This is a genomic window from Pseudoxanthomonas japonensis (genome assembly GCF_043632995.1).
Classification (GTDB): domain Bacteria; phylum Pseudomonadota; class Gammaproteobacteria; order Xanthomonadales; family Xanthomonadaceae; genus Pseudoxanthomonas_A; species Pseudoxanthomonas_A japonensis.
Map to the genome: position 1 here is coordinate 3,350,123 of NZ_CP171632.1, position 21,365 is coordinate 3,371,487.

Consider the following 21,365-nt stretch of genomic DNA (forward strand, 5'->3'; position numbering starts at 1 on the left):
TCAGCCCTGGCTGTCGGCGGCGGGCGCGTCCTGCTTCGCCGGAGCCGCCGGCGCCGCGTCGGCCACCTTCACGCCGGGCCGCAGTTTGCCGGTGCCGTCGATGACGATGCGCTCACCCGCCGCGAGGCCCTCGACGATTTCGACCCGGCCGTCGCGACGCACGCCGGCGGTGATCGGCGCCTGCTCGACGCTGCCGTCCGCCTTCACGCGGTAGACGAAGGAATCACGCCCCACCTGCACCACCGCGATCTCGGGGATCACCAGCGCCTGCCGCTCGGGTCGGAACAGGCGCACGTCCAGCAGCATGCCGGGGCGCAGCTTGCGGTCGGGGTTCGGGAACACCGCGCGCACCGTCACCGCGCGCGTGGTCGGATCGATGCGCGCATCGACGGTTTCGACCGTGCCCTGGAAGGTCTCGCCCGGGTACGCGGTCGTGGCCGCGGTGACCGCATGCCCGGTGGCGACCGAGGCCAGCGCCGCCTCCGGCACCTGGAAGTCCACGTACATGCGCGAGATGTCGTCCAGCGTGGCGATGCTGCTGTTGGCCGTGATCAGCGAACCGGGGCTGACCTGACGGATGCCGAGCACGCCGGCGAACGGCGCACGCACGCTGCGATCGCCGATGTCGGCGCGCGCCTGGCGCACGCGGGCGGCGGCGGCATCGCGCAGGGCCAGCTGGGTGTCGAGCTGCGAGCGCGCGATCAGCTGCTGGTCGGCCAGTTCCTTCTGCCGGCGGTAGAGGCGCTCGGCTTCCGCATAGGTGGCTTCGGCCTGCACCAGCGATGCCTGCGCCGCGTCGCCTTTCAGGGTGATGAGTTTCTGGCCGGCGGCGACCTGCTGGCCGCTTTCGAAATGCACGTCCTGCACGATCTCGCTGACCTTGGCGGTCAGGGTCACCGACTCGCGGGCCTTCGCCGTGCCCAACGCCTGCAGGGTGTCGTTCCAGGCGCTGGCCTGGACAACCTGGGTGGTCACCGGGATCGGCCGCTCGGCCGCGTTGCCGTTGGGCTTCGCCTGTGCGCCCTTGTCGTCGCCGCAGGCGGCGAGCAGCAGCAGGGGCAGCGCGACCAGCAACGCGCGGAGGGCGAATCGGTTGAGCATGGAGCGTCCCGTAATCTTCGTTATTCAGGCAGTCTACCGGCCGTACGTGAAACACGCTGCAGCGGATGCGGCGGTTCGTGCGGGAAACGCGCCAAAGGGCATGTGGTGCACACGCCCGACCATGACCAATGACCCTTGCCAGCCGCGGCGGGCCGGCCGGGCGACTACTCGAGTCCCAGTTTCGCAAGCACCTGCAGGGCCAGCGCTTCGGGATCGTGCTCGCCCGCATGCAGGTGCACGTCGGGATGCTCGGGCACTTCGTAGGGCGAGTCGATGCCGGTGAAGTTCGGGATCAGGCCGGCACGCGCCTTCCGGTAGAGGCCCTTCACGTCGCGCGCTTCGGCCAGCGCCAGCGGCACGTCGACGAAGACCTCGATGAATTCGCCGTCGCCGAAGCGCTCGCGTGCCATCTGCCGCTCGGCGCGGAACGGCGAGATGAAGCTGACCAGCACGATCAGGCCGGCATCGGTCATCAGCTTCGCCACTTCGGCGACACGGCGGATGTTCTCCACGCGGTCCTCGTCGGTGAAGCCGAGGTCGCGGTTGAGGCCGTGACGCACGTTGTCGCCATCGAGCAGGAAGCTGTGGTATCCCAGCGCATGCAGGCGCTTGTCCACCAGGTTAGCGATCGTCGACTTGCCCGCGCCGGACAGGCCGGTGAACCACAGCACCTTCGGCGCCTGGCCCTTCTGGCGCGCACGCGCGGCGCGGTCGACATCGACGTGCTGCCAGTGCACGTTGCCGGCGCGGCGCAGGGCGAAGTCGAGCGTGCCCGCGCCCGCCGTGGCGTTGTCGTAACGGTCGATGAGGATGAAGCCGCCCAGCGCACGGTTGCGCGCATAGGCTTCGAACGCGATGGGCTCGTCGAGGCTGAGATTGCAGTAGCCGACCTCGTTGAGCTCCAGCCGCTTGGCGGCCAGGTGCTCCTGCGTGTTCACGTCGATGCGGTGCTTGATCTCGGTGACCGTGGCGGCGACGGTACGCGCGCCGATCTTCAGCCAGTAGGGCCGGCCCGGCAGCAGCGGCGCATCGGACATCCACAGCACGTGCGCGGCGAACTGGTCCGCCACTTCCGGCGGATCGCCGCCGGCGGCGATCACGTCGCCGCGGCTGATGTCGATCTCGTCGGTCAGCGTCAGCGTCACTGCCTGCCCCGCAGAAGCGGAGGCCACTTCGCCATCGGCGCCGAGCACCTGCGCCACGCGCGAGCGGCGCGCCGACGGCAGCACGATGATGTCGTCGCCCGGCTTCACCTCGCCCGCCGCGATGGTGCCGGCATAACCGCGGAAATTCTGGTGCGGACGGTTCACCCACTGCACCGGCAGGCGCAGGCTACTGCCGCCATCCTGCGTTTCGACCTGCACCTGCTCCAGGTGTTCCAGCAGCGCGGGACCGGCGTACCACGGCGTGCGCACCGAACGCGACGACAGGTTGTCGCCTTCCAGCGCCGACAGCGGGATGCACGTGACCTCGGCGATGCCCAGCCGCTGCGCCAGCGCGCGGTAGTCGGCGGCGATGCGCTCGAAGACGGCCGCGTCGAAATCGATCAGATCCATCTTGTTGACCGCCAGCACCACATGGCGGATGCCGAGCAGCGAGACGATGTAGCTGTGCCGGTGGGTCTGCGTCAGCAGGCCCTTGCGCGCGTCGACCAGCACGACGGCGAGGTCCGCCGTCGACGCGCCGGTGGCCATGTTGCGCGTGTACTGCTCGTGGCCCGGACAGTCGGCGACGATGAACTTGCGCTGGTCAGTATCGAAATAGCGGTAGGCCACGTCGATGGTGATGCCCTGCTCGCGCTCGGCGGCCAGGCCGTCCAGCAGCAGCGCGTAATCGATGCGCTCGCCCTGGGTGCCGTGCTTGCGGCTGTCCTTCTCCAGCGCCGCCAGTTGGTCGTCGAACAGGCGCTTGCTGTCGTGCAGCAGGCGGCCGATCAGCGTGCTCTTGCCGTCGTCCACGCTGCCGCAGGTGATGAAGCGCAGCAGGGGCTTGGATTCGTGCTGCTTGAGGTACGTCGAGATGTCGCTGGCAGTATTCATGCAGCGGCCACCGGCATCGTCTTCATGCGCGTCAATCCCAAACCCGTATCGTCATCCCGGCGAACGCCGGGATCCATCTTGATGTTGCCTTGCTCTTCCGCGAGAGACTTGGATCGCGCGAACATCAACATGGGTCCCAGCGTTCGCTGGGACGACGGCGAAGGCGTACCCATCAGAAATACCCCTCCAGCTTCTTCTTCTCCATCGACGCGCCGGGGTCGTGGTCGATCACGCGGCCCTGGCGTTCGGAACTGGTGGTCACCAGCATCTCGGCGATGATCTTCTCCAGCGAGTCGGCGTCGGAGTCGATGGCACCGGTCAGCGGGTAGCAGCCCAAGGTGCGGAAGCGCACGCGGCGCTGCTGCGGCACTTCGCCGTCGCGCAGCGGCAGGCGGTCGTCGTCGACCATCAGCAGGGCGCCGTCGCGCTCGACCACGGGTCGTTCGGCGGCGAAGTACAGCGGCACCACCGGGATGTTTTCCCGATAGATGTAGAGCCAGATATCCAGCTCGGTCCAGTTCGACAGCGGGAACACCCGCACGCTCTCGCCGGCATTGATGCGGGCGTTGTACAGGTTCCACAGTTCGGGGCGCTGGTTCTTCGGATCCCACCGATGCCTGTCGTTGCGGAAGGAGAACACGCGTTCCTTGGCGCGCGACTTCTCCTCGTCGCGGCGGGCACCGCCGATGGCCGCATCGAACCTGTAGTGGTCCAGCGCCTGCTTCAGGCCCTGGGTCTTCATCACGTCGGTGTGGACGGTGGCGCCGTGGCTGATCGGGCCGATGTCGCGGGCGATGCCGTCCGGGTTAATGTGCACGCGCAGGTCCACGCCGGTCTCGGCGGCACGCCGGTCGCGGAAGGCGATCATCTCGCGGAACTTCCAGCGCGTGTCCACGTGCAGCAGCGGGATCGGCGGACGCGCCGGGGCGAATGCCTTCAGCAGCAGGTGCAGCAGCACCGAGCTGTCCTTGCCCACCGAATACAGCAGCACGGGATTGCGGAACTCGGCGGCGACCTCCCGCAGGATGTGGATGCTTTCCGCTTCCAGGCGGTCGAGGTGGGACAGGGGGGGTACGGCGGTCATCGAGGCGGGCAGCAGGGACGGTGGATCCGGACGCGCTAGCCTAGCAGGCGTCGCCACGGGGTCCGGGAGGCAGGCCAGTATTCGGCCGGCGGCTCATGCCGGCGAAATAAGCGGGCGACATAAGCCCATAACCATGCGTCCTTTCAGGCCGCATTGGCGTCTCCCTAACATCGGCCGTCCCAGTCGCGCCCACGGGCCATGCCGATGTCCGCCACCCAGCCTGTCCTCGCCCCCATCCCCCTCGCGGAGGAACGGCGGGCACTGCTGGCCCAGGCCGTGGCCGGACTGGATGGGGCCAGCCTGTGGTGGGTCTCCGGCTACGCCGCCGGGCTGGCCCAGGCCCAGCTCGCGCCGCAGACCGCATCGACGACCGCGTCGCCCAAGGCGATTGCACCCGCCCCCGGCACCCAGACCGCGCAGCGCCTGACCATCGTCTACGGCAGCCAGACCGGCAACGCCCGCCGCGCCGCCGAGGCGCTGGCGCAGCAGGCCGAAGCCGCCGGCCTGTCGGTCCGCCTGCTGCGCGCCGATGCCTACCCGCAGCGCGAACTGGCCAGCGAACGCCTCCTCTATATCGTCATCAGCACCCAGGGCGAAGGCGATCCGCCCGACGACAGCATCGGCCTGGTCGAGTTCATCGCCGGCAAGCGCGCGCCCAAGCTGCCCGAACTGAAGTACGCCGTGCTCGGCCTGGGCGACTCCAGCTATGCGGACTTCTGCGGCATCTCCCAGCGCCTGGATGCCCGCCTGGCCGATCTGGGGGCGACCCGCCTGCTACCGGCCGGTGCGGCGGACCTCGACATCGATACCGTCGCCGCCCCGTGGCGCGAACAGGCACTGGCGCAGGCCCGCGAGCTGCTGAAGGCGCCCGCAGTCGGCGCCGCGCCGCTGGCGACGGTCACGCCGCTGCGTCCCGGCCAGGCCGCCGTGTGGTCGCACGAACATCCCTTCCCCGCCGAACTGCTGCTCAACCAGCGCATCAGCGGACGCGACTTCAAGGGCCCCCGCTTCGGCCAGCACGGCGTGGCCGACAAGGACGTGCGGCACATCGAACTGTCGCTGGACGGCAGCGGTCTGCACTACGAACCCGGCGACGCGCTGGGACTGCGCCACCGCAATCCCGCCGCGCTGGTCGACGGCGTGCTGGAGGCGCTGAAGCTCGAGGGCGACACCGCCGTCAGCGACGGCTGCGATACGCTGCCGCTGCGCGAATGGCTGGCCGCACGCCGCGAACTGACCCGCCTCTCGCGTCCGTTCCTCGCCACGCATGCCGCGCATGCGCAGGCCGACGACCTCAACGCGCTGCTGGCGCCCGCGCAGAACGCCACCCTGGCGCAGCTGTTCAACACCCACCAGCTGGTCGACGTGCTGCGTCGCTGGCCGGCGGGCTGGTCCGCGCAGGAACTGGTCGCCGCGCTGCGTCCGCTGGCGCCGCGCCTCTACTCCATCGCCTCCAGCCGCAAGCGCGTGGGTGAGGAAGCGCACCTCGCCGTCGACGTCCTCGGCTACGACGCCTTCGGCCATGCGCACGGCGGCGCCGCCAGCGGTTTCCTCGCCGCGCGCGAGGAAGGCGACCAGGTCCCGGTCTACATCGAAGCCAACGAGCGCTTCCGCGTGCCGGCCGACAGCAGTCGCGACATTCTGATGATCGGTCCCGGTACCGGCGTGGCGCCGTTCCGCGGCTTCGTGCAGGAGCGCGCGGAAACCGGTGCGCGCGGACGCAACTGGCTGTTCTTCGGCGCCCAGCACTTCAACCACGGCTTCTTCTACCAGAGCGAATGGCAGGACGCGCTGCGCAGCGGCGAACTGCACCGGCTGGACCTGGCGTTCTCGCGCGACCAGGCCCGCAAAATCTATGTGCAGGACCGCCTGCGCGAGCGCGGCCGCGACGTCTACGACTGGCTGCAGAACGGCGCGCACCTCTACGTCTGCGGCGCCATCGCGATGGGCAAGGACGTGCATGCGGCGCTGCAGGCCATCGTGGTCGAACACGGCGGCTTGGATGAGGAGGCGGCCCGCGAGTATCTGGTGCAGCTGCAGACGGAGGGGCGCTACGGGCGCGACGTGTACTGACGCTAGATCCGATGTGGGAGCGACCTGAGTCGCGAACCCAGGATTCCGGACAGCGCCATCGCGACTCACGTCGCTCCCACAGCCAGGAACACCCATGTCCAACCACTCCGTCGAAGACGTCAAATCCGAGAGCAACCGCCTGCGCGGCAGCCTGCTCGACAGCCTGGCCGACCCGGTCACCGGCGCGCTGCGCGAATCGGACCAGACCTTGATCAAGTATCATGGCAGCTACCAGCAGGACGACCGCGACCTGCGCGACGAGCGCCGCCGGCAGAAGCTGGAGCCCGCCTACCAGTTCATGATCCGCACGCGTACGCCCGGCGGCGTGGTCACGCCGGGCCAGTGGCTGAAGCTCGACGCCATCGCCACGCAGTACGCCAACCACTCGCTGCGTATCACCACGCGGCAGGCCTTCCAGTTCCACGGCGTGATCAAGCGCGAACTGAAGGCGACCATGCAGGCCATCAACGCCGCGCTGATCGACACGCTGGCCGCCTGCGGCGACGTCAACCGCAACGTGCTGGTCGCGGCCAATCCGCTGGAGTCGCGCGCGCATGCGGACGTGCAGGCGTGGGCGGCGAAACTGTCCGAGCACCTGCTGCCCAACACCCGCGCCTACTACGAGATCTGGCTGGACGAGGAGCGCGTCGCCGGCAGTGGCGAAGAAGAGGAGCCGATCTACGGCGCCACCTACCTGCCGCGCAAGTTCAAGGTCGGCTTCGCGGTGCCGCCGGTCAACGACGTGGACGTGTTCGCCAACGACCTCGGCTTCATCGCCGTGCTGGAGGACGGTGCGCTGGCCGGCTTCAACCTTGTCATCGGCGGCGGCATGGGCGCCACCCACGGCGATGCCGAAACCTATCCGCGCGTCGGCAACGTGGTCGGCTTCCTCACGCCGGACCAGGTGCTGGACGTCGGAACGGCGGTGGTAACCACCCAGCGCGACCTCGGCAACCGCCTGCTGCGCAAGCGTGCGCGGTTCAAGTACACCATCGATGACCACGGGCTGGAGAAGGTGGTCGGCGAGATCGAGCGTCGCAGCGGCGTGACGTTGCAGCCGGTGCGCCCGTTCGGTTTCGAGCACAACGGCGACCGCTACGGCTGGGTGGAAGGCGAGGATGGCCGCTGGCACCTGACCCTGCATCTCTACGCCGGCCGCATCGCCGACACCGCGCACGCAACGCATCTGACCGGCCTGCGCGAGATCGCCAACATCCATCGCGGCGAGTTCCGCATGACGGCGAACCAGAACCTGGTGATCGCCGGCGTGCCCGCGGGCGAGCGCGAGCGCATCGACGCGCTGGCGAAGACGCATGGTCTGGATGCCGGCCAGCGGCTGGGTACGGCCCTGCAACGCGCGGCGGTGGCTTGCGTGTCACTCCCCACCTGCGGCCTGGCGATGGCCGAGGCCGAGCGCTACCTGCCCGACTTCACCGTCAGGCTGCAGCCGCTGCTCGAAAAGCACGGCCTGCGCGATGCTCCCATCGTGCTGCGCATCTCCGGCTGCCCGAACGGCTGCTCGCGGCCGTACCTGGCGGAGATCGCCCTGGTCGGCAAGGCCCCCGGCCGCTACAACCTGATGCTCGGCGGCGACGCGCGCGGCCAGCGGCTCAACACGTTGTACCGCGAGAACATCGACGAGGCCGCCATCCTCGACACGCTCGACGGCCTGTTCGCCCGTTACGCCGCCGAACGCAGCGACGACGAAGGCTTCGGCGACTTCCTGCATCGCAGCGGCGTCGTCGCCCTGCCGCCCTACCCCACCCATCGACAGATCGCACTGGAACTGTACGCATGAGCGCTCTCGCCCACTGCCTGGACACCGACCGGATCGCGGAGCATAACGCGTGGCTGGAAACCCAGACCGCCGAGCAGCGCGTCGCGTGGGCGCTCAAGCATGGGCCGGCGGAAGCGGCGATGTCGTCCAGTTTCGGCGCGCAGGCGGCCGTGCTGCTGCATATGGTCACGCAGCAAAAGCCGGACGTCCCCGTGGTGCTGATCGACACCGGCTACCTGTTTCCCGAGACCTATCGCTTCGCCGATGAGCTCACCGAGCGCCTGCAGCTCAACCTGCAGGTGTTCCGCCCACTGGTCAGTCGCGCCTGGATGGAGGCGCGCCATGGCCGCCTGTGGGAACAGGGCCTGGTCGGCATCGAGCAGTACAACAGCCTGCGCAAGGTCGAGCCGATGAAGCGCGCGCTCAAGGAGCTGGGCGTGGGCACGTGGTTCACCGGCCTGCGCCGCGTGCAGGCCACCAGCCGCGCCAATGCGCCGGTCTTGCAGCAGCGCGAGGACCGCTGGAAGATCAACCCGATCGTCGACTGGACCGACCGCGACGTGTGGCAGTACATGAAGCAGCACGACCTGCCCTATCACCCGCTGTGGGAACAGGGCTACGTGTCGATCGGCGACTTCCACACCACGCGCCGCTGGGAGCCCGGCATGCGCGAGGAAGACACCCGCTTCAACGGCCTCAAGCGCGAGTGCGGCATCCACATCGACGTCTGAGCCACGCGGGGCGGCCACCGGACTGATTCCGTTCGCACCCAGGCACCCCGGTTTCGTCGCCGCATCGCAGGATCCGTCGCGCTCCCTCTTCCCTCCGAGGACGAGCGGGCTATGCTCCACGGCACTCCCGAAGCCGTGGTGTCCGACGTGTTCCCCAGCCTGCTCCTGATCATCCGCATCCTCATCGCCTGGTTCCTCGCGATCCTGATGGCCGGCCTGGTCTGGAACGGTCTCTTCGAGCGGACGTTCCTGTCCGGCGGCGCGAGCTGGCTGTTCAACCTGGCCGCGACGCTGGTGATGATCTCGGTACTGATCGGCCTGATCAGCCACCTGCGTCGGATCTGGCTGATCACCGGCCGACTGGACAGCGCCGCCCTGTCGAGCCGCCAGCGGCGCCAGATCGAAGTGCCGCTGGACACCGCGGCGGCGTTCGAGCTGATCGAAGGCGCGCTGCGCGAACTGCCACGCGCCGAGGACGCGGAAAGCGCACCCGACAGCCTGCAGGTGCGGGTCAAGGTGCGCCGGGTGGACAGTTTCGACGGGCCCAGCCAGCCCTCGCGCTTCAACATCATGGCGCGCTTCGCGGTGAAGCGCGACCTGGTGCAGGCAACGGTCACGCCGGGCAACGGCACCAGCAGCATCACCCTGATGGTCGGTCCGGATGCGAGCGCATGGCTGGACCTGTTCGTGCTCGACGACGGCGTCAACGTCGAGAACGCCGAAGCCGTCACCCGCGCCATCACCCGCCGCGTCTCCGACCAGCGCCGGCAGGAGCAGGCCGAAGTGGTGAAGACCGTCAGCGAGAAGGAACTGACCGTCGCACGCCTGAACCTGCTCAATGCGCAGGTGGAGCCACACTTCCTCTACAACACGCTGGCGAGCGCGCAGGTGCTGACGCGCACCGATCCGCCGCGCGCCGACGTGATGCTCGGCCACCTCATCCAGTATCTGCGCGGCTCGCTGCCGCGCACCGACGACACGCTGTCCACGCTGGGCGAGGAACTGGAACGCACGCTGGCCTATCTCGAGATCCTGAAGATCCGCATGGGCAGCCGCCTGTCGCTGCAGATCGAGGTGCCCGAAGCGCTGAAGTCGGTGCCGATGCCATCGATGATGCTGCAGACGCTGGTCGAGAACGCGATCAAGCACGGCCTGGAACCCAAGACGGGCGGCGGGACCATCTGGATCCTGGCGCGCCGGCACGACGACCACGCGACGCTGACCGTCGCCGACGACGGCCAGGGTTTCGGCGGCCAGAGCAGCGGCACCGGCATCGGCCTGAAGAACCTGCGCGAACGCCTGCGCCTGACCTTCGGCAGCGCGGCCTCGTTCGCCATCGTCTCGAACTTCCCCAGTGGCGTGGCCGCCACGCTGACCCTGCCGCTCACGCACGAGGAGACCCGGGCATGAACTTCCGTGGCGTGATCGCCGAAGACGAGGAACTGCTGCGTACCGCGCTTTCTTCGTTGCTGAAAGAGACCTGGCCGCAGATGGAGATCGTGGCCGAGTGCGAGGACGGTGCCAGCGCGCTGGACTCCATCGCCGAACTGCAGCCGGACGTGGCCTTCCTCGACATCCGCATGCCGGGCCTGACCGGCATCGAAGTCGCCCGCGCCATGGCCGAGGCCAGCCCGCGCACGCAGGTGGTGTTCGTCACCGCCTACGACCAGTACGCCATCGACGCGTTCGAGCAGGGCGCCATCGACTACCTGCTGAAGCCGATCACACGCGAACGGTTGCTGGCCACCGTGCAGCGCATCCAGGCGCGCGTCGCCGCCGGACACCCGGACGGCGCGACGCTCGATGCGCTGCTGCGCCACCTGTCGGCGCGCCAGGGCGCGCCTGACAAGCCGCCGCTGGCATGGATCACCGCCAGCGCCGGCAAGGATACGAAGCTGATCATGGTGGACGACGTCGCCTACTTCCAGGCCGACAACAAGTACACCACCGTGATGACGGCGGATGGCGAATCGCTGCTGCGCACGCCCCTGCGCGAACTGCTCGATGCGCTGGACACGAACACGTTCAAGCAGATCCACCGCTCCACCATCGTCAACATGAAGCAGGTCGCCTCGGTCAGCCGCGACGACGCCGGCCGGGGACGGTTGAAGCTGAAGAGCCGACCTGAGGTGCTGACGGTCAGCCAGCCCTTCATGACGCTGTTCCGCACCATGTAGCGCCGCTCTAAACCCGACCGCCCCGCGCGGCATCCAACGTGGCATCGCCGGCACGACGCACGCGCGTCGTGGAGGGCATGCCTTTGCCCAACGGAACACCCGAGGAAACCGCCATGCGCATCGTCACCTCCCTGATCTCCTGCCTGCTCGCCCTGGCAGGATGCGACGACAAGCCCAGCGTCACGACCATCCACCACAGCAGCGCGAACGGCGTGGACACGCTCTTCAGCAAGAGCACGCTGAAGGAAGGCGTGGCCAGGTTCGAGTGCTTCGCCAGCGAAACCGGCCAGTGCCACTACCGCGTCTACACCGAGCGCTGCCCCACGCCGGCACCCGGCGAGAACCCGGCCGCTTGCGCGCGCACCACGCTGGAGGACTTCGTGCTGGCGCCCGGCAAGACGCATGAGATCCGCGGGCTGCCGGACGGTTACCGCGAATGCGTGAGCCAGCAAGGCGTCAACGACTGCACTTGAGCGGTACAACGCACGTTCCCCCGGCGGCGCCTCGCTGCCGCTGCCCTGACAGGCCATCCGGAACTACAGGGCCTCGAGCGTCCTGCGGTGAGTGTCGGCATCGAAACGGATACGGACGGCGCCCCCTTCGTCCAGGCTCACCCTGTGGCAGCCGCAGTTCGGTAGCGGAATGCCCGACTGATAGACGCGGAAGGCACGCATGTCGTCCGGCGTGGAGGCCATGTTCCTCTCCGTCATCCAGTAGGCGAGTCCAAGCCAGATGCCATGACCGAACACGACACTTCCGTCCTCGATCATGCGCAGCGTGTCGATGCCAAGGCGGACCTTGGCGTGGAACTCGGCGAAGGTCTCGGCATTCGCTCCCATCCGTCGCCCGGGATCGGCGTCCGCCCAGTACGCATCCGCAATGGGTCTCCGTTGTGCCCCGCTCATGCCTTCCAGCAGCGCAGGGTCGATGGCCGAGAATTCCTGGAGCCCGTCCAGCACGGTCAGCGGCACGCCGGTGCGCTGGCTGTACGGCTCTGCCGTGCTCATCGCGCGCAGGAACGGCGAGCAATAGATCCGGGAGGGCGAAGCAGGCAGAAGACCGGCAACGATGGATGCTTCGCGTCGTCCACGCTCCGACAGCGGGATATCCGCATGCGGGAGGGTGACGCCGCCGGCATTTGCGACGCTCTCACCGTGGCGGATGAACAGCAGATGTTTCATGGGTCCGGATGTCCTCCCTAAGCGGATCGCTCCAGGAGATCGGCGTGACCGGCACGGCCCGGACACGTCGTGCTCCACGGCCGCGACCGTAGCGAGCGGCGCGATTCGACCTATGCACTGCGTACCCTCGCCTCCCCGCCACGGCGGGAAGAACCGTGATCGTGCGGCTGTCGCTGCGATCGTGCCTGGTGCGACCGGCCACGCCATTCGTGCCCAGCGCTCAAGCGAGGCATCAGCGGGCTTTACCAGAGGTGCGCGGCTTCAGCATGCCAGGGCGCAGCAGGCGCTCGCTGCGGATGACGTGGAGGATCAGCACGCGCCCCGGCTCGTGACGATAGATCACTCGGCATGGCGGCTCGACGATCTGGCGGTAACGCCCGCGCTTCAGTTCGACAGGACGGCTGCCGCTGTCCGGATGCGCGGCGAGATGCTCGACATGCGCGAATACACGGCGCACCAGTTCGGCGGCCGCGTTCGGATTGTCCAGCGCAATGTAGTCGGCAACAGCGTCCAGATCCGCCAGCGCCGGTTCGGACCAGACTATCTCAACCATCTGGCAAGCCGATCCTTGGCTTGATCGTGGGTGACCGTGCGGCCTTCGGCAACGGCCTGCTCGCCACGCGCAATGCCTTCCAGCATCGCCATGCGCGACAGCAGCGTCTCATAGGTTTCCACATCGACGAGATACGCGCTGGGCAACCCATGCTGGGTGATGAGGATGGGCTGCCGATCGCGTTCGATATCGGCCAACAGGTCAGTGGCCTGACGCTTGAGGGTGGTGACGAGCTCGGTGCGCATGAAGTGACACTACAGTATCACTCGCGGATTCTGCAAGCAGTGATACCTGATGCGGACTCGATGTCTTTGGGGCGCATGTGACGAGCGGTAGCGCCGCCGCATCCGCCCCCATCACTGTGCAGGGTTGGCCATGGAACGACGTTCGACCACGCAGGCCAGCCCGAAGCCGATCAGGTAGGCGACCACGTCCAGCCAGTCCGGCGTGCTGCCCAGCACGATGCGCAATACGGGCGATGCGACCTGCCAGCCGATCTGCTGGCTGATGTACTGCGCCGCTTCGACGGCCAACCCGACGGAGAGCGCGATCAGCGGACGCGCCGGTGGGCGCAGCCACACGACGCTGGCCAGCAGGCAATGCACCCAGACCACGGCAAGCACGTCGCCGACGAAACTGCGTATCCAGCCCAGTCCCGCGCCGATGGTCGCCAGCAGGACGAGCAACACGAACAGACCGAGCGCCCACCCCGCCGCGGCAGGGTCGAACCGCCACCTCACGCGCTGCCGCAATGCGCACCCTCGAGGCTCTTGCTGCCGCAGGCCAGGCACTTGCGGTACTTCTGCCGCTGCCGGTTGTAGCGGATGCGCGACATCATGCCGCCACAGGCGCACCGCAGTTCGCGTCCTCGTGCCCAGCGGTAGAGCCGCCAGCTGGAATGCAGGGCCCACGCCGTGCCCAGCAGGATCGCCAGCAGGAACGACAGCGATGCCAGGCGTTGCGGTGTGATCTCGCCGAACGCGCGTTCGGTGCGTGTCACCGCCTCCGCTGTGGCGAAGCCACCGACCGCGATCACCACGGCCGGGGCGTACATGCGGGCGACCATCCGGGAGATGCGGTTCATGGGAAACGGGGATGAGGACGATGCGTGCAGACTCGCGCGCCCAAGCCTGTTGCGTCAATCACGCGACCGAGGGAGCCTTCAGCTGGTGATCGTCTGGGTCAGCGACTGCCAGGTCGGCGGTTCGGGCCAGTCCGGATCCTGGTTGCCGTCGATCACCCGGCGCAGGTCGCGGCGGTCGATCTGCGGCGCCAGCGCGCGTACCAGGTCCAGCGCGTAGTCGCGCAGGACGCGTTCGCGCGGCAGTACCGCCCAGGCGATGCATTCCTTCACTTCCGGCGGCGCCGGCCAGGCCCGCAGGTCGGTGTCGGAGGCATTCACGGCCATCTCGGCGAGCAGGCCCACACCGAGGCCGGCGCGGACATAGGTCTTGATCAGGTCGGCATCGAGCGCGGTCAGCGCGATGTTCGGTTCCAGCCCCACCTTGGCGAAGGCGCGCTGCAGCGACGAGCCCGGTCGCGTCGAAGACTCGTAGCTGATCAGCGGCTGGTCGGCCAGGTCGGCCATGCCCGGCACGCGGCCGAGCTGTTCCAGCGCATGGCCGCGCGGCACCAGCACCAGACGGCGCCAGCGGTACAGCGGCACGGCGATGCCGGCCTGCGGCTGGTCGCCGGCGGTGCTGACCACCGCCATGTCGGCATCGCCCTGCGTCAGCAGGTCCAGCGCCTGGCTTTCCGGCGCCTGCTGCAGATGGACGCTGACCTGCGGGAAATCCCGCTTGATCTGCGCGATGGCCGGCGGCAGCACGAAGCGCGCCTGCGTGTGGGTGGTGACCAGAACCAGCTGGCCCTGGCTCTCGCGGCGCTGGTTGGCCGCGTAGGTGCGGATGTTGTTCGCCTCGGCCAGCACGAGCCGCGCGCGGTCGATCACTTCCTGCCCGGCCGGGGTCACGCTCTCCAGGCTGCGGCCCTTGCGCACGAACAGCAGGAAGCCGAGCTCGTCTTCCAGCTGCTTGAGCTGCTTGGACAGGCCCGGCTGGGTGGCGTGCACGCGCGCCGCCGCCAGCGTGATGTTCAGGTCGGCATCGGCGATGGCCACCAGATAGCGGAGTTGGGTCAGCGTCATCGGCGGGAAGGGCGCAGCGGCCCACCGGGAGGGGCCTTGGACTGTAGAGGATTTGCCGGGACCGTAGCCGGCACCGCTTATAACCGCAAGCTATATGGTGTTGGTCGTATGTCATTTCCGACCGCCATGAGCGGCCGGTACGGTCACCAGCCCAACCGCCATCTCCCAACGCCCGTGAGCGCTCCGCTGTTTCCCCTGTTCGCCGACCTGCAAGGCCGCCGGGTCTTGGTCGTCGGCGGCGGGCCGGTGGCGGAGCGCAAGACCGAGGCCCTGCTGCATGCCGGCGCGCTGCCAAGTGTCGGCGCCCCCGATCTGACGCCGCGCCTGCTGGCGTGGTACGAGGCAGGCCGCATCGAGTGGATCGACGGGCGCTTCGATCCGCACTGGCTCTCGGGCGTGTGGCTGGTGGTCGCCGCCACCGACGACGCCGACGTCAACCGCGCGGTCGCCGCCGCTGCCGACGCGCGCCATGTCTTCGCCAACGTCGTCGACGACCGCGAGCTCTCCACGTTCCAGGTCCCCGCCATCGTCGAGCGCGGTCCGTTGCAGGTCGCCATCTCCAGCGGCGGCGGCGCGCCGATGCTGGCGCGGCACCTGCGCCGCCAGCTCGAAACCCTGCTCGACGATTCCTGGGCCTCGCTGGCCGAGCTGTTCACCCGCCAGCGCCGGCGCATCCGCCAACGCTTCCCGCAGACCGCCGAGCGGCGCCGCTTCTTCGAAAAGCTGCTGGCCGGACCGCTGCCGCGCCTGTACCGGCAGCGGCTGCACGCGCAGGCCGAACAGCACTTCCTCGCGATGCTGGACGAGCATGCCGCCACGGCACGCGGCTCGGTCGCGGTGGTCGGAGCCGGCCCCGGCGACGCCGGGCTGCTGACGCTCAACGCGTTGCGCGCGATGAACGAGGCCGATGTGATCCTGCACGATCGCCTGGTCAGCGAGGACGTGCTGCGACTCGGCCGCCGCGATGCGACGTACATCGAAGTCGGCAAGTCCGCCACCGGCCACAGCACGCGCCAGGACGACATCCACGCGCTGATGCTGGAACACGCGCGCACCGGCAAGCGTGTCGTGCGGCTGAAGGGCGGCGATCCGTTCGTGTTCGGGCGCGGCGGCGAGGAACTCGAGTTCCTGCGCTCGCACGGGATTCCCTATGAGGTCGTGCCCGGCATCACCGCCGCCATCGCATGCGCCGCCTACGCCGGCATCCCGCTGACCCACCGCGATCATGCGCAGTCGGTCAAGCTGGTGACGGCGCACTGCAAGGATTCGTTCGATACGCTCGACTGGCAGTCGCTCGCGCAGGAGCGGCAGACGCTGGCCGTCTACATGGGCGTGGCCGGACTGGAGGGCCTGCGCGACCGGCTCGTCGCGCACGGGCGTGCACCGTCCACGCCGTTCGCCCTGATCGAAAACGGCTCGCGCCGCGACCAGCGGGTGCTGACCGGCACCCTGGCCGATCTGCCGGAAACGGCGCGTTTCCACCAGGTACGCTCGCCCGCATTGCTGGTACTCGGCGAAGTCGCCGCGCTCGCCGGCACCCTGCACTGGTTCGGCGCGCCGCCCGTCGGCGCCGCCGCCCCCACACATTCCCGCAACCTGCCTACGCCCACACTGCAGGCTGCCTGAGCCCACGCCCCACGGAGATCCCATGGCCGTTTACGACAGCATCCTGGACACCATCGGCCGCACCCCGGTCGTCAAACTGCACCGCATCGCGCCCGAGCACGTCTCGCTCTACGCCAAGGTGGAATCGTTCAACCCGGGCGGTTCGGTGAAGGACCGCCTGGCGCTGGCGATCATCCTCGACGCCGAAGCCAAGGGCCTGCTGAAGCCGGGCGACACCATCGTCGAAGCGACGTCCGGCAACACGGGCGTGGCACTGGCGATGGTCGCCGCCGCGCGCGGCTACAAGTTCGTCGCCACGATGGTGGAGACCTTCTCGATCGAACGCCGCAAGCTGATGCGTGCCTACGGCGCCAAAGTCATCCTGACGCCGGCCGCCGAGCGCGGCAGCGGCATGGTGCGGCGTGCGGAAGAACTGGCGAAGCAGCACGGCTGGTTTCTCGCCCGCCAGTTCGCCAATCCCGCCAATCCCGCGTACCACCGGCAGACGACCGCAGCGGAAATCCTGCGCGATTTCGCCGGCCAGCGCCTCGACCATTTCGTCACCGGCTGGGGCACCGGCGGTACGCTGACCGGCGTGGGCGAAGTGCTGAAGGTCGCGCGCCCGGAAGTGCGCATCACCGCGTCCGAGCCCGCCGGTGCGTCGCTGCTGCAAGGCAAGGAATGGCAGCCGCACAAGATCCAGGGCTGGACACCGGACTTCGTGCCGGACGTGCTGAACCGCGAGGTGGCCGACGAGATCCTGCCGGTCACCGACGTGGAGGCGATCGCCACCGCACGTCGCCTCGCCGCCGAGGAAGGCATCTTCGTCGGCATCTCCGCAGGCGCCACGGTCGCCGCCGCGCTGCAGGTCGCGCAGAAGGCCAAGCCCGGTGACGTGCTGCTGGCGATGCTGCCGGATACCGGCGAGCGCTACTTCTCGACGCCGCTGTTCGAAGGCGTCAACGAGGGCTCGGACGACGAGTGGCTGGCCTCGCTGGGCGACGCTGCCCTGCCGTAAGCGGCCTCAGGACGACGGCGGCGCGACGCAATCGCGCCGCCACGTCCACTCCATCGCCTGGCCGTCGTCGCGGCCATCGTCGATGCGTGCCCGCAGGGTGTCGGCATCCACGCGCGAATAGATCACACGCTTGGGGAAGTCATGCGTGGGACTCGCGAACACGGCGCGGCCTTCTTCCACCAGGTCGGCGGCAAACGCGGTGACCGCGCCGCCGCCAGGCTGTGCCGACAGCACCCAGCGCCCGTCCCGCTGCGCGATGCGCATGAACTCGAAGCCCGTCGCCTTGCCCTCGCGCGTGTCGCGATGCATGCCGACCAGCAGCCCACCACGCGGCGCCATCCAGGTTTCCTCACTGAAGGTCTTGCCGCTCTGGCCGCACCAGTGACCGGCGAGCCAGTCGAGACCGTTGGCCGATGCGGGGACCGCCGTCAGTGCTGTCGACACGGACAGAAAAAAGGTCGTCAGGCGTTTCATGACTATCTCCGCTGCGGCAGATCATGTTGCGCGCGACCTTAGCAGGTGCATGGACGGACAGGCGATCCGAAAACCGGTGTGGGAGCGACGTCAGTCGCGATCGTGAATTCCGGACGCCGTGGATCTCGCTGAAACCCGATGTCTTCCGGTGAGGGCGCCAAGCACGAATCGCTGCCACCGATGCCGTGCGATCGCGACTGACGTCGCTCCCACATAGAGCATTCCTACGCTTGGTAAAGTTCCAGCGGCAGGTCGTCCGGATCGGCGAAGAAGGTAAAGCGGCGGCCGGTGTACTCGTCCACGCGGACCGGTTCGCTGGCCACGCCATGGGCATGCAGATGCGCGACGGCGGCATCCAGGTCGGCAACGCGCAATGCCAGGTGGCGCAGCCCACAGGCTTCCGGCCGCGACACGCGGGGCGGCGGCGACGGGAAGGAGAACAGCTCGACCTGCGTGCCGTCCGGCAGCGCGAGGTCGAGCTTCCAGGAGTCGCGTTCGGCGCGGTAGTGCTCGGCGATCACGCGCAGACCCAGCACCTCGGTATAGAAGCGCTTCGACCGCGCGTAATCGGACGCGATGATCGCGACATGGTGCAGGCCGTCGATGCGCATGTCAGTGGGCCGCGGCGGCGTCTGCGCCTGCATTGCCGCCCGACGGCGCCTTGCCGCCGCGCATCAGCAGTACCAGCGGCATCGAGGCCAGGGTCAGCAGCATCATCAGCTTGAAATCGTTGAGGTAGCCGATGGCCGCCGCCTGACGGTTCACTTCGGCATTGAGCAACGCCAGCCCCGTGGCGGTGGAAGGGTTCATGGCCGCCGGCAGCAGGGTCGTTTCCGCGCCGAAGGCCGGGATGCGCGCGCCGATCTCGGCATGGTTCACCTGCATGGCGCGCGACAGCATCGTCATCACCACCGAAATGCCGACGGACGATCCGATGTTGCGCACCAGGCTGAAGAGGCCGGCGGCCTCCGTGCGCTGGTGCGGCTCAAGCGTGGCGTAGGCGACGGTGGAAATGGGCACGAACACCAGGCCCAGGCCCATGCCCTGCACGACGCCGAGCCAGACGATGGATTCCATCGACGCGTTCGGACCGAACTGGGTCATGCCGTGCAGCGAGAAGACCATCAGGCCCATGCCGACCAGGATCGGCCAGCGCGCGTCGATGCGGCCCAGCAGGCGACCGACCACCATCATGCTGAACATCGTGCCGACGCCGCGCGGTGCCAGCACCAGGCCGATGGTCAGCACCGGATAGTTCATCAGCGTGCTGAGGTACGGCGGCAACAAGGCCAGCGTCGCGAACAGCACGATGCCGACCACGAAGATCAGCGCGCAGCCGACGGCGAAGTTCGCGTTCTTCAGCAGGCCGAGGTCGAGCAGCGCATGGTCGCGCCGGCGGCACCACCACAGTCCGTACATGTAGAGCGCGAGGAAGGCGAGCGCGGCTTCGATCTGGATCTCGACGCTGCCGAACCAGTCCTCGCTCTGCCCGCGGTCGAGGAACAGCTGCAGCGCACCGATACCGAGCGCCAGCAGCGCCAGCCCGACGCCATCGAGCGGGCGCTCGTGCGGCACGTCCTTCTTGACGCTGGCCATGATGCCCATCAGCGCAAGGATGCCGATCGGCAAGTTGATCAGGAACACCCAGTGCCAGCTGTAGTTCTGGGTCAGGAAACCGCCCAGCGGCGGACCGAGGATCGGCCCGACCATGATGCCCATGCCCCACATCGCCATCGCAGCGCCGTGCTTCTCCTTGGGGAAGGCATCGAGCAGCAGCGACTGCGAGATCGGCACCAGCGAGGCGCCGAACACGCCCTGCAGGATGCGGAACATCACCATCTCGCCGATGCCGGTGGCGATGCCGCACAGCAGCGAGGCGACGGTGAAGCCGCTGACCGCGATGATCAGCAGGCGGCGGCGCCCCAGGCGGCCGGCCAGCCAGCCGGTGACCGGCGTCAGGATCGCGGCGGCGACGATGTAGCTGGTCAGCACCCACGACACCTGGTCCTGGGTGGCCGACAGCGAGCCCTGCATATCGGGCAGCGCGACGTTGGCGATGGTGGTGTCCAGCGCCTGCATCAGCGTGGCCAGCATCACCGAGCCGACCAGCAGCGTGCGCTTGCCGGTGTCTTCCTGCGCGGGCGCGGCGGGGACGGTGGTTGTGCTCATGGGAAAATCCGGAAGGGACCGACGCGCACGGTGCGCGGCGATCCAGAGGTCACCCGGGGCGCGGCGTCAGCGGGGCCGGGCCCCACCACAGTGCCCTCGCCCGCGTCCGCGCACGCCCGGGATGACATGGAAAAGAAGCCTCAGCGCGCGGCGGTCGCGCGACTGGAAGCGCTGCCGCCATCGCGCAGCTCGACATGCACGTCGGCGCTCATGCCGGCGCGCAGTTGCGGCGCATCGGCGTCGGCACTGTCGATCTCGAGGCGCACGGGAATGCGCTGCACGATCTTCACCCAGTTGCCGGTGGCGTTCTGCGGCGGCAGCACGCTGAACTCAGCACCCGAGGCCGGCGCGATGGAGGCGACGTGCGCCTTCCACTTCACGCCGGGATACGAGTCGACCTCGACCGTCGCGGCCTGGCCGACCTGCATCTTCGTCAGTTCGGTTTCCTTGAAATTGGCCTCCACCCAGATCGGCGACGTGGCCACCAGCGGCATCGCCGTCTGGCCGACGTTGATGTATTCGCCCACCTGCAGGTCGTGCAGGCCGACGATGCCGTCGACCGGTGCGCGCACTTCGGCGTGCGCCAGGTCGAGCTTCGCCTTGGCCAGCATGGCCATCGCGGCGCGGTATTCCGGCAGGTCCTGCGTCGGCGTGCCCGCGCTGCCGCTCAGCGAGGCGGTGGCTTCGGACTGCGTGGCGATGGCGTCGGCCAGGTCGGTGCGCGCTTCGGCGACCGCGTGGCGCGCGTCGTCCAGCATCTTGCGCGAGACCAGTTGCTGTCCGGCGAGCTGCTGCATGCGCTGGAAATCGCGCTGCGCCCACGCCAGCGTCTCGCGCGCCGCCTGGATGGAGGTGCCGGTGCCGACGACCTTCGCGCGGCTGGCGCTGGCACTGTTCGCCATGCGCGCGACCAGCGCTTCGTTCTGTGCCACGGCGATCGTCAGCGGATCGGCGTCGATGCGGAACAGCAGGTCGCCCTTCTTCACCGGCTGGTTCTGCTGCACGGCGACTTCGACGACGCGTCCGCCGACCTGCGGCGCGATCAGAATGCGCTCGGCCTTGATGTAGGCGTTGTCGGTGCTGACTTCGCGCTGCGAGGCGACGTATTCCCAGCCGAAGAAGCCGGCCACGGCGAGCGGGCCGGCGACCCACAGCCACACCGGCACGCGGCGACGCTTGGGAGCGGGAGTCCTGGCCGCGTTCTCGGCGGCCTCGTTGATCTTGCTGGTCATGGTGG

22 protein-coding genes are annotated in these 21,365 nt (G+C 68.7%); 8 read left to right on the top strand and 14 right to left on the bottom strand.

Annotated features, from left to right (window positions below; all coding sequences use genetic code 11):
* The 4 genes from ACGHX3_RS15685 to cysD all read right to left on the bottom strand — a co-directional run bounded on the left by ACGHX3_RS15685 (position 1) and on the right by cysD (position 4,224).
* Positions 1 to 1,101, bottom strand: coding sequence for an efflux RND transporter periplasmic adaptor subunit (locus tag ACGHX3_RS15685; protein WP_313929044.1), 1,101 nt, complete (start codon positions 1,099 to 1,101; stop codon positions 1 to 3).
* Between the two features lie 164 nt (positions 1,102 to 1,265).
* A complete protein-coding gene (gene cysN, locus ACGHX3_RS15690; RefSeq protein ID WP_394695560.1) occupies positions 1,266 to 3,140 on the bottom strand; it encodes a sulfate adenylyltransferase subunit CysN in 1,875 nt (624 codons plus the stop codon).
* The gene (locus tag ACGHX3_RS15695) at positions 3,137 to 3,271 is read right to left on the bottom strand and encodes a hypothetical protein (RefSeq protein ID WP_394695561.1); all 135 of its coding nucleotides are present in this window, start codon (positions 3,269 to 3,271) and stop codon (positions 3,137 to 3,139) included. Before ACGHX3_RS15695 ends, cysN begins: the two co-directional genes overlap by 4 nt.
* Before the next feature lie 41 nt (positions 3,272 to 3,312).
* A complete protein-coding gene (gene cysD, locus ACGHX3_RS15700) occupies positions 3,313 to 4,224 on the bottom strand; it encodes a sulfate adenylyltransferase subunit CysD (protein WP_394695562.1) in 912 nt (303 codons plus the stop codon).
* Positions 4,225 to 4,428: 204 nt separating this feature from the next.
* Between cysD and ACGHX3_RS15705 the strand changes: the two genes are divergently transcribed.
* The 6 genes from ACGHX3_RS15705 (at position 4,429) to ACGHX3_RS15730 (ending at position 11,455) form a co-directional block, all read left to right on the top strand.
* On the top strand, positions 4,429 to 6,297 hold the full coding sequence (locus ACGHX3_RS15705; RefSeq protein ID WP_394695563.1) for an assimilatory sulfite reductase (NADPH) flavoprotein subunit: 1,869 nt from the start codon (positions 4,429 to 4,431) through the stop codon (positions 6,295 to 6,297).
* Positions 6,298 to 6,391: 94 nt separating this feature from the next.
* Entirely contained in the window at positions 6,392 to 8,095 is a 1,704-nt protein-coding gene (gene cysI, locus ACGHX3_RS15710) for an assimilatory sulfite reductase (NADPH) hemoprotein subunit (protein ID WP_394695564.1), read from the top strand.
* On the top strand, positions 8,092 to 8,805 hold the full coding sequence (locus ACGHX3_RS15715; protein WP_394695565.1) for a phosphoadenylyl-sulfate reductase: 714 nt from the start codon (positions 8,092 to 8,094) through the stop codon (positions 8,803 to 8,805). The genes cysI and ACGHX3_RS15715 overlap by 4 nt, the downstream gene beginning before the upstream one ends.
* 147 nt (positions 8,806 to 8,952) lie before the next feature.
* The gene (locus tag ACGHX3_RS15720) at positions 8,953 to 10,215 is read left to right on the top strand and encodes a sensor histidine kinase (protein WP_394697310.1); all 1,263 of its coding nucleotides are present in this window, start codon (positions 8,953 to 8,955) and stop codon (positions 10,213 to 10,215) included.
* Positions 10,212 to 10,982, top strand: coding sequence for a LytR/AlgR family response regulator transcription factor (locus ACGHX3_RS15725; RefSeq protein ID WP_394695566.1), 771 nt, complete (start codon positions 10,212 to 10,214; stop codon positions 10,980 to 10,982). The genes ACGHX3_RS15720 and ACGHX3_RS15725 overlap by 4 nt, the downstream gene beginning before the upstream one ends.
* Positions 10,983 to 11,095: 113 nt before the next feature.
* A complete protein-coding gene (locus tag ACGHX3_RS15730; RefSeq protein WP_394695567.1) occupies positions 11,096 to 11,455 on the top strand; it encodes a hypothetical protein in 360 nt (119 codons plus the stop codon).
* Positions 11,456 to 11,518: 63 nt separating this feature from the next.
* Here the strand turns inward: ACGHX3_RS15730 and ACGHX3_RS15735 are convergent, their stop codons facing one another.
* The 6 genes from ACGHX3_RS15735 to ACGHX3_RS15760 form a co-directional block, all read right to left on the bottom strand.
* Entirely contained in the window at positions 11,519 to 12,163 is a 645-nt protein-coding gene (locus ACGHX3_RS15735; protein ID WP_394695568.1) for a histidine phosphatase family protein, read from the bottom strand.
* A gap of 232 nt (positions 12,164 to 12,395) precedes the next feature.
* A complete protein-coding gene (locus ACGHX3_RS15740; protein ID WP_162336802.1) occupies positions 12,396 to 12,716 on the bottom strand; it encodes a type II toxin-antitoxin system RelE/ParE family toxin in 321 nt (106 codons plus the stop codon).
* Positions 12,704 to 12,961, bottom strand: a complete 258-nt coding sequence (locus ACGHX3_RS15745) for a type II toxin-antitoxin system Phd/YefM family antitoxin (protein WP_162336801.1) — start codon at positions 12,959 to 12,961, stop codon at positions 12,704 to 12,706. The genes ACGHX3_RS15740 and ACGHX3_RS15745 overlap by 13 nt, the downstream gene beginning before the upstream one ends.
* Positions 12,962 to 13,072: 111 nt before the next feature.
* Positions 13,073 to 13,456: a DUF2809 domain-containing protein gene (locus ACGHX3_RS15750; RefSeq protein ID WP_394695569.1), complete on the bottom strand. Its 384-nt coding sequence runs from the start codon at positions 13,454 to 13,456 to the stop codon at positions 13,073 to 13,075.
* Positions 13,453 to 13,800, bottom strand: coding sequence for a hypothetical protein (locus ACGHX3_RS15755; RefSeq protein WP_394695570.1), 348 nt, complete (start codon positions 13,798 to 13,800; stop codon positions 13,453 to 13,455). The genes ACGHX3_RS15750 and ACGHX3_RS15755 overlap by 4 nt, the downstream gene beginning before the upstream one ends.
* A gap of 78 nt (positions 13,801 to 13,878) precedes the next feature.
* Positions 13,879 to 14,862 (bottom strand): LysR family transcriptional regulator, encoded by a 984-nt coding sequence (locus ACGHX3_RS15760; RefSeq protein ID WP_394695571.1) that lies wholly within the window; start codon positions 14,860 to 14,862, stop codon positions 13,879 to 13,881.
* Positions 14,863 to 15,036: 174 nt separating this feature from the next.
* Here ACGHX3_RS15760 and cysG point away from each other — a divergent pair, with 174 nt between their 5' ends.
* Entirely contained in the window at positions 15,037 to 16,488 is a 1,452-nt protein-coding gene (cysG, locus tag ACGHX3_RS15765) for a siroheme synthase CysG (RefSeq protein WP_394695572.1), read from the top strand.
* 22 nt (positions 16,489 to 16,510) lie between these two features.
* On the top strand, positions 16,511 to 17,485 hold the full coding sequence (gene cysK, locus ACGHX3_RS15770) for a cysteine synthase A (RefSeq protein ID WP_394695573.1): 975 nt from the start codon (positions 16,511 to 16,513) through the stop codon (positions 17,483 to 17,485).
* Between the two features lie 6 nt (positions 17,486 to 17,491).
* Here the strand turns inward: cysK and ACGHX3_RS15775 are convergent, their stop codons facing one another.
* From ACGHX3_RS15775 to ACGHX3_RS15790, 4 genes are all read right to left on the bottom strand, one after another.
* Complete coding sequence (locus tag ACGHX3_RS15775) at positions 17,492 to 17,959, bottom strand: DUF6265 family protein (RefSeq protein ID WP_394695574.1); 468 nt, start codon at positions 17,957 to 17,959, stop codon at positions 17,492 to 17,494.
* Positions 17,960 to 18,183: 224 nt separating this feature from the next.
* The gene (locus ACGHX3_RS15780) at positions 18,184 to 18,570 is read right to left on the bottom strand and encodes a VOC family protein (protein ID WP_394695575.1); all 387 of its coding nucleotides are present in this window, start codon (positions 18,568 to 18,570) and stop codon (positions 18,184 to 18,186) included.
* A 1-nt stretch (position 18,571) separates the two neighbouring features.
* Complete coding sequence (locus tag ACGHX3_RS15785; RefSeq protein ID WP_394695576.1) at positions 18,572 to 20,128, bottom strand: DHA2 family efflux MFS transporter permease subunit; 1,557 nt, start codon at positions 20,126 to 20,128, stop codon at positions 18,572 to 18,574.
* A 140-nt stretch (positions 20,129 to 20,268) separates the two neighbouring features.
* Positions 20,269 to 21,360 (bottom strand): HlyD family secretion protein, encoded by a 1,092-nt coding sequence (locus tag ACGHX3_RS15790; protein WP_394695577.1) that lies wholly within the window; start codon positions 21,358 to 21,360, stop codon positions 20,269 to 20,271.
* Positions 21,361 to 21,365: the final 5 nt, after the last annotated feature.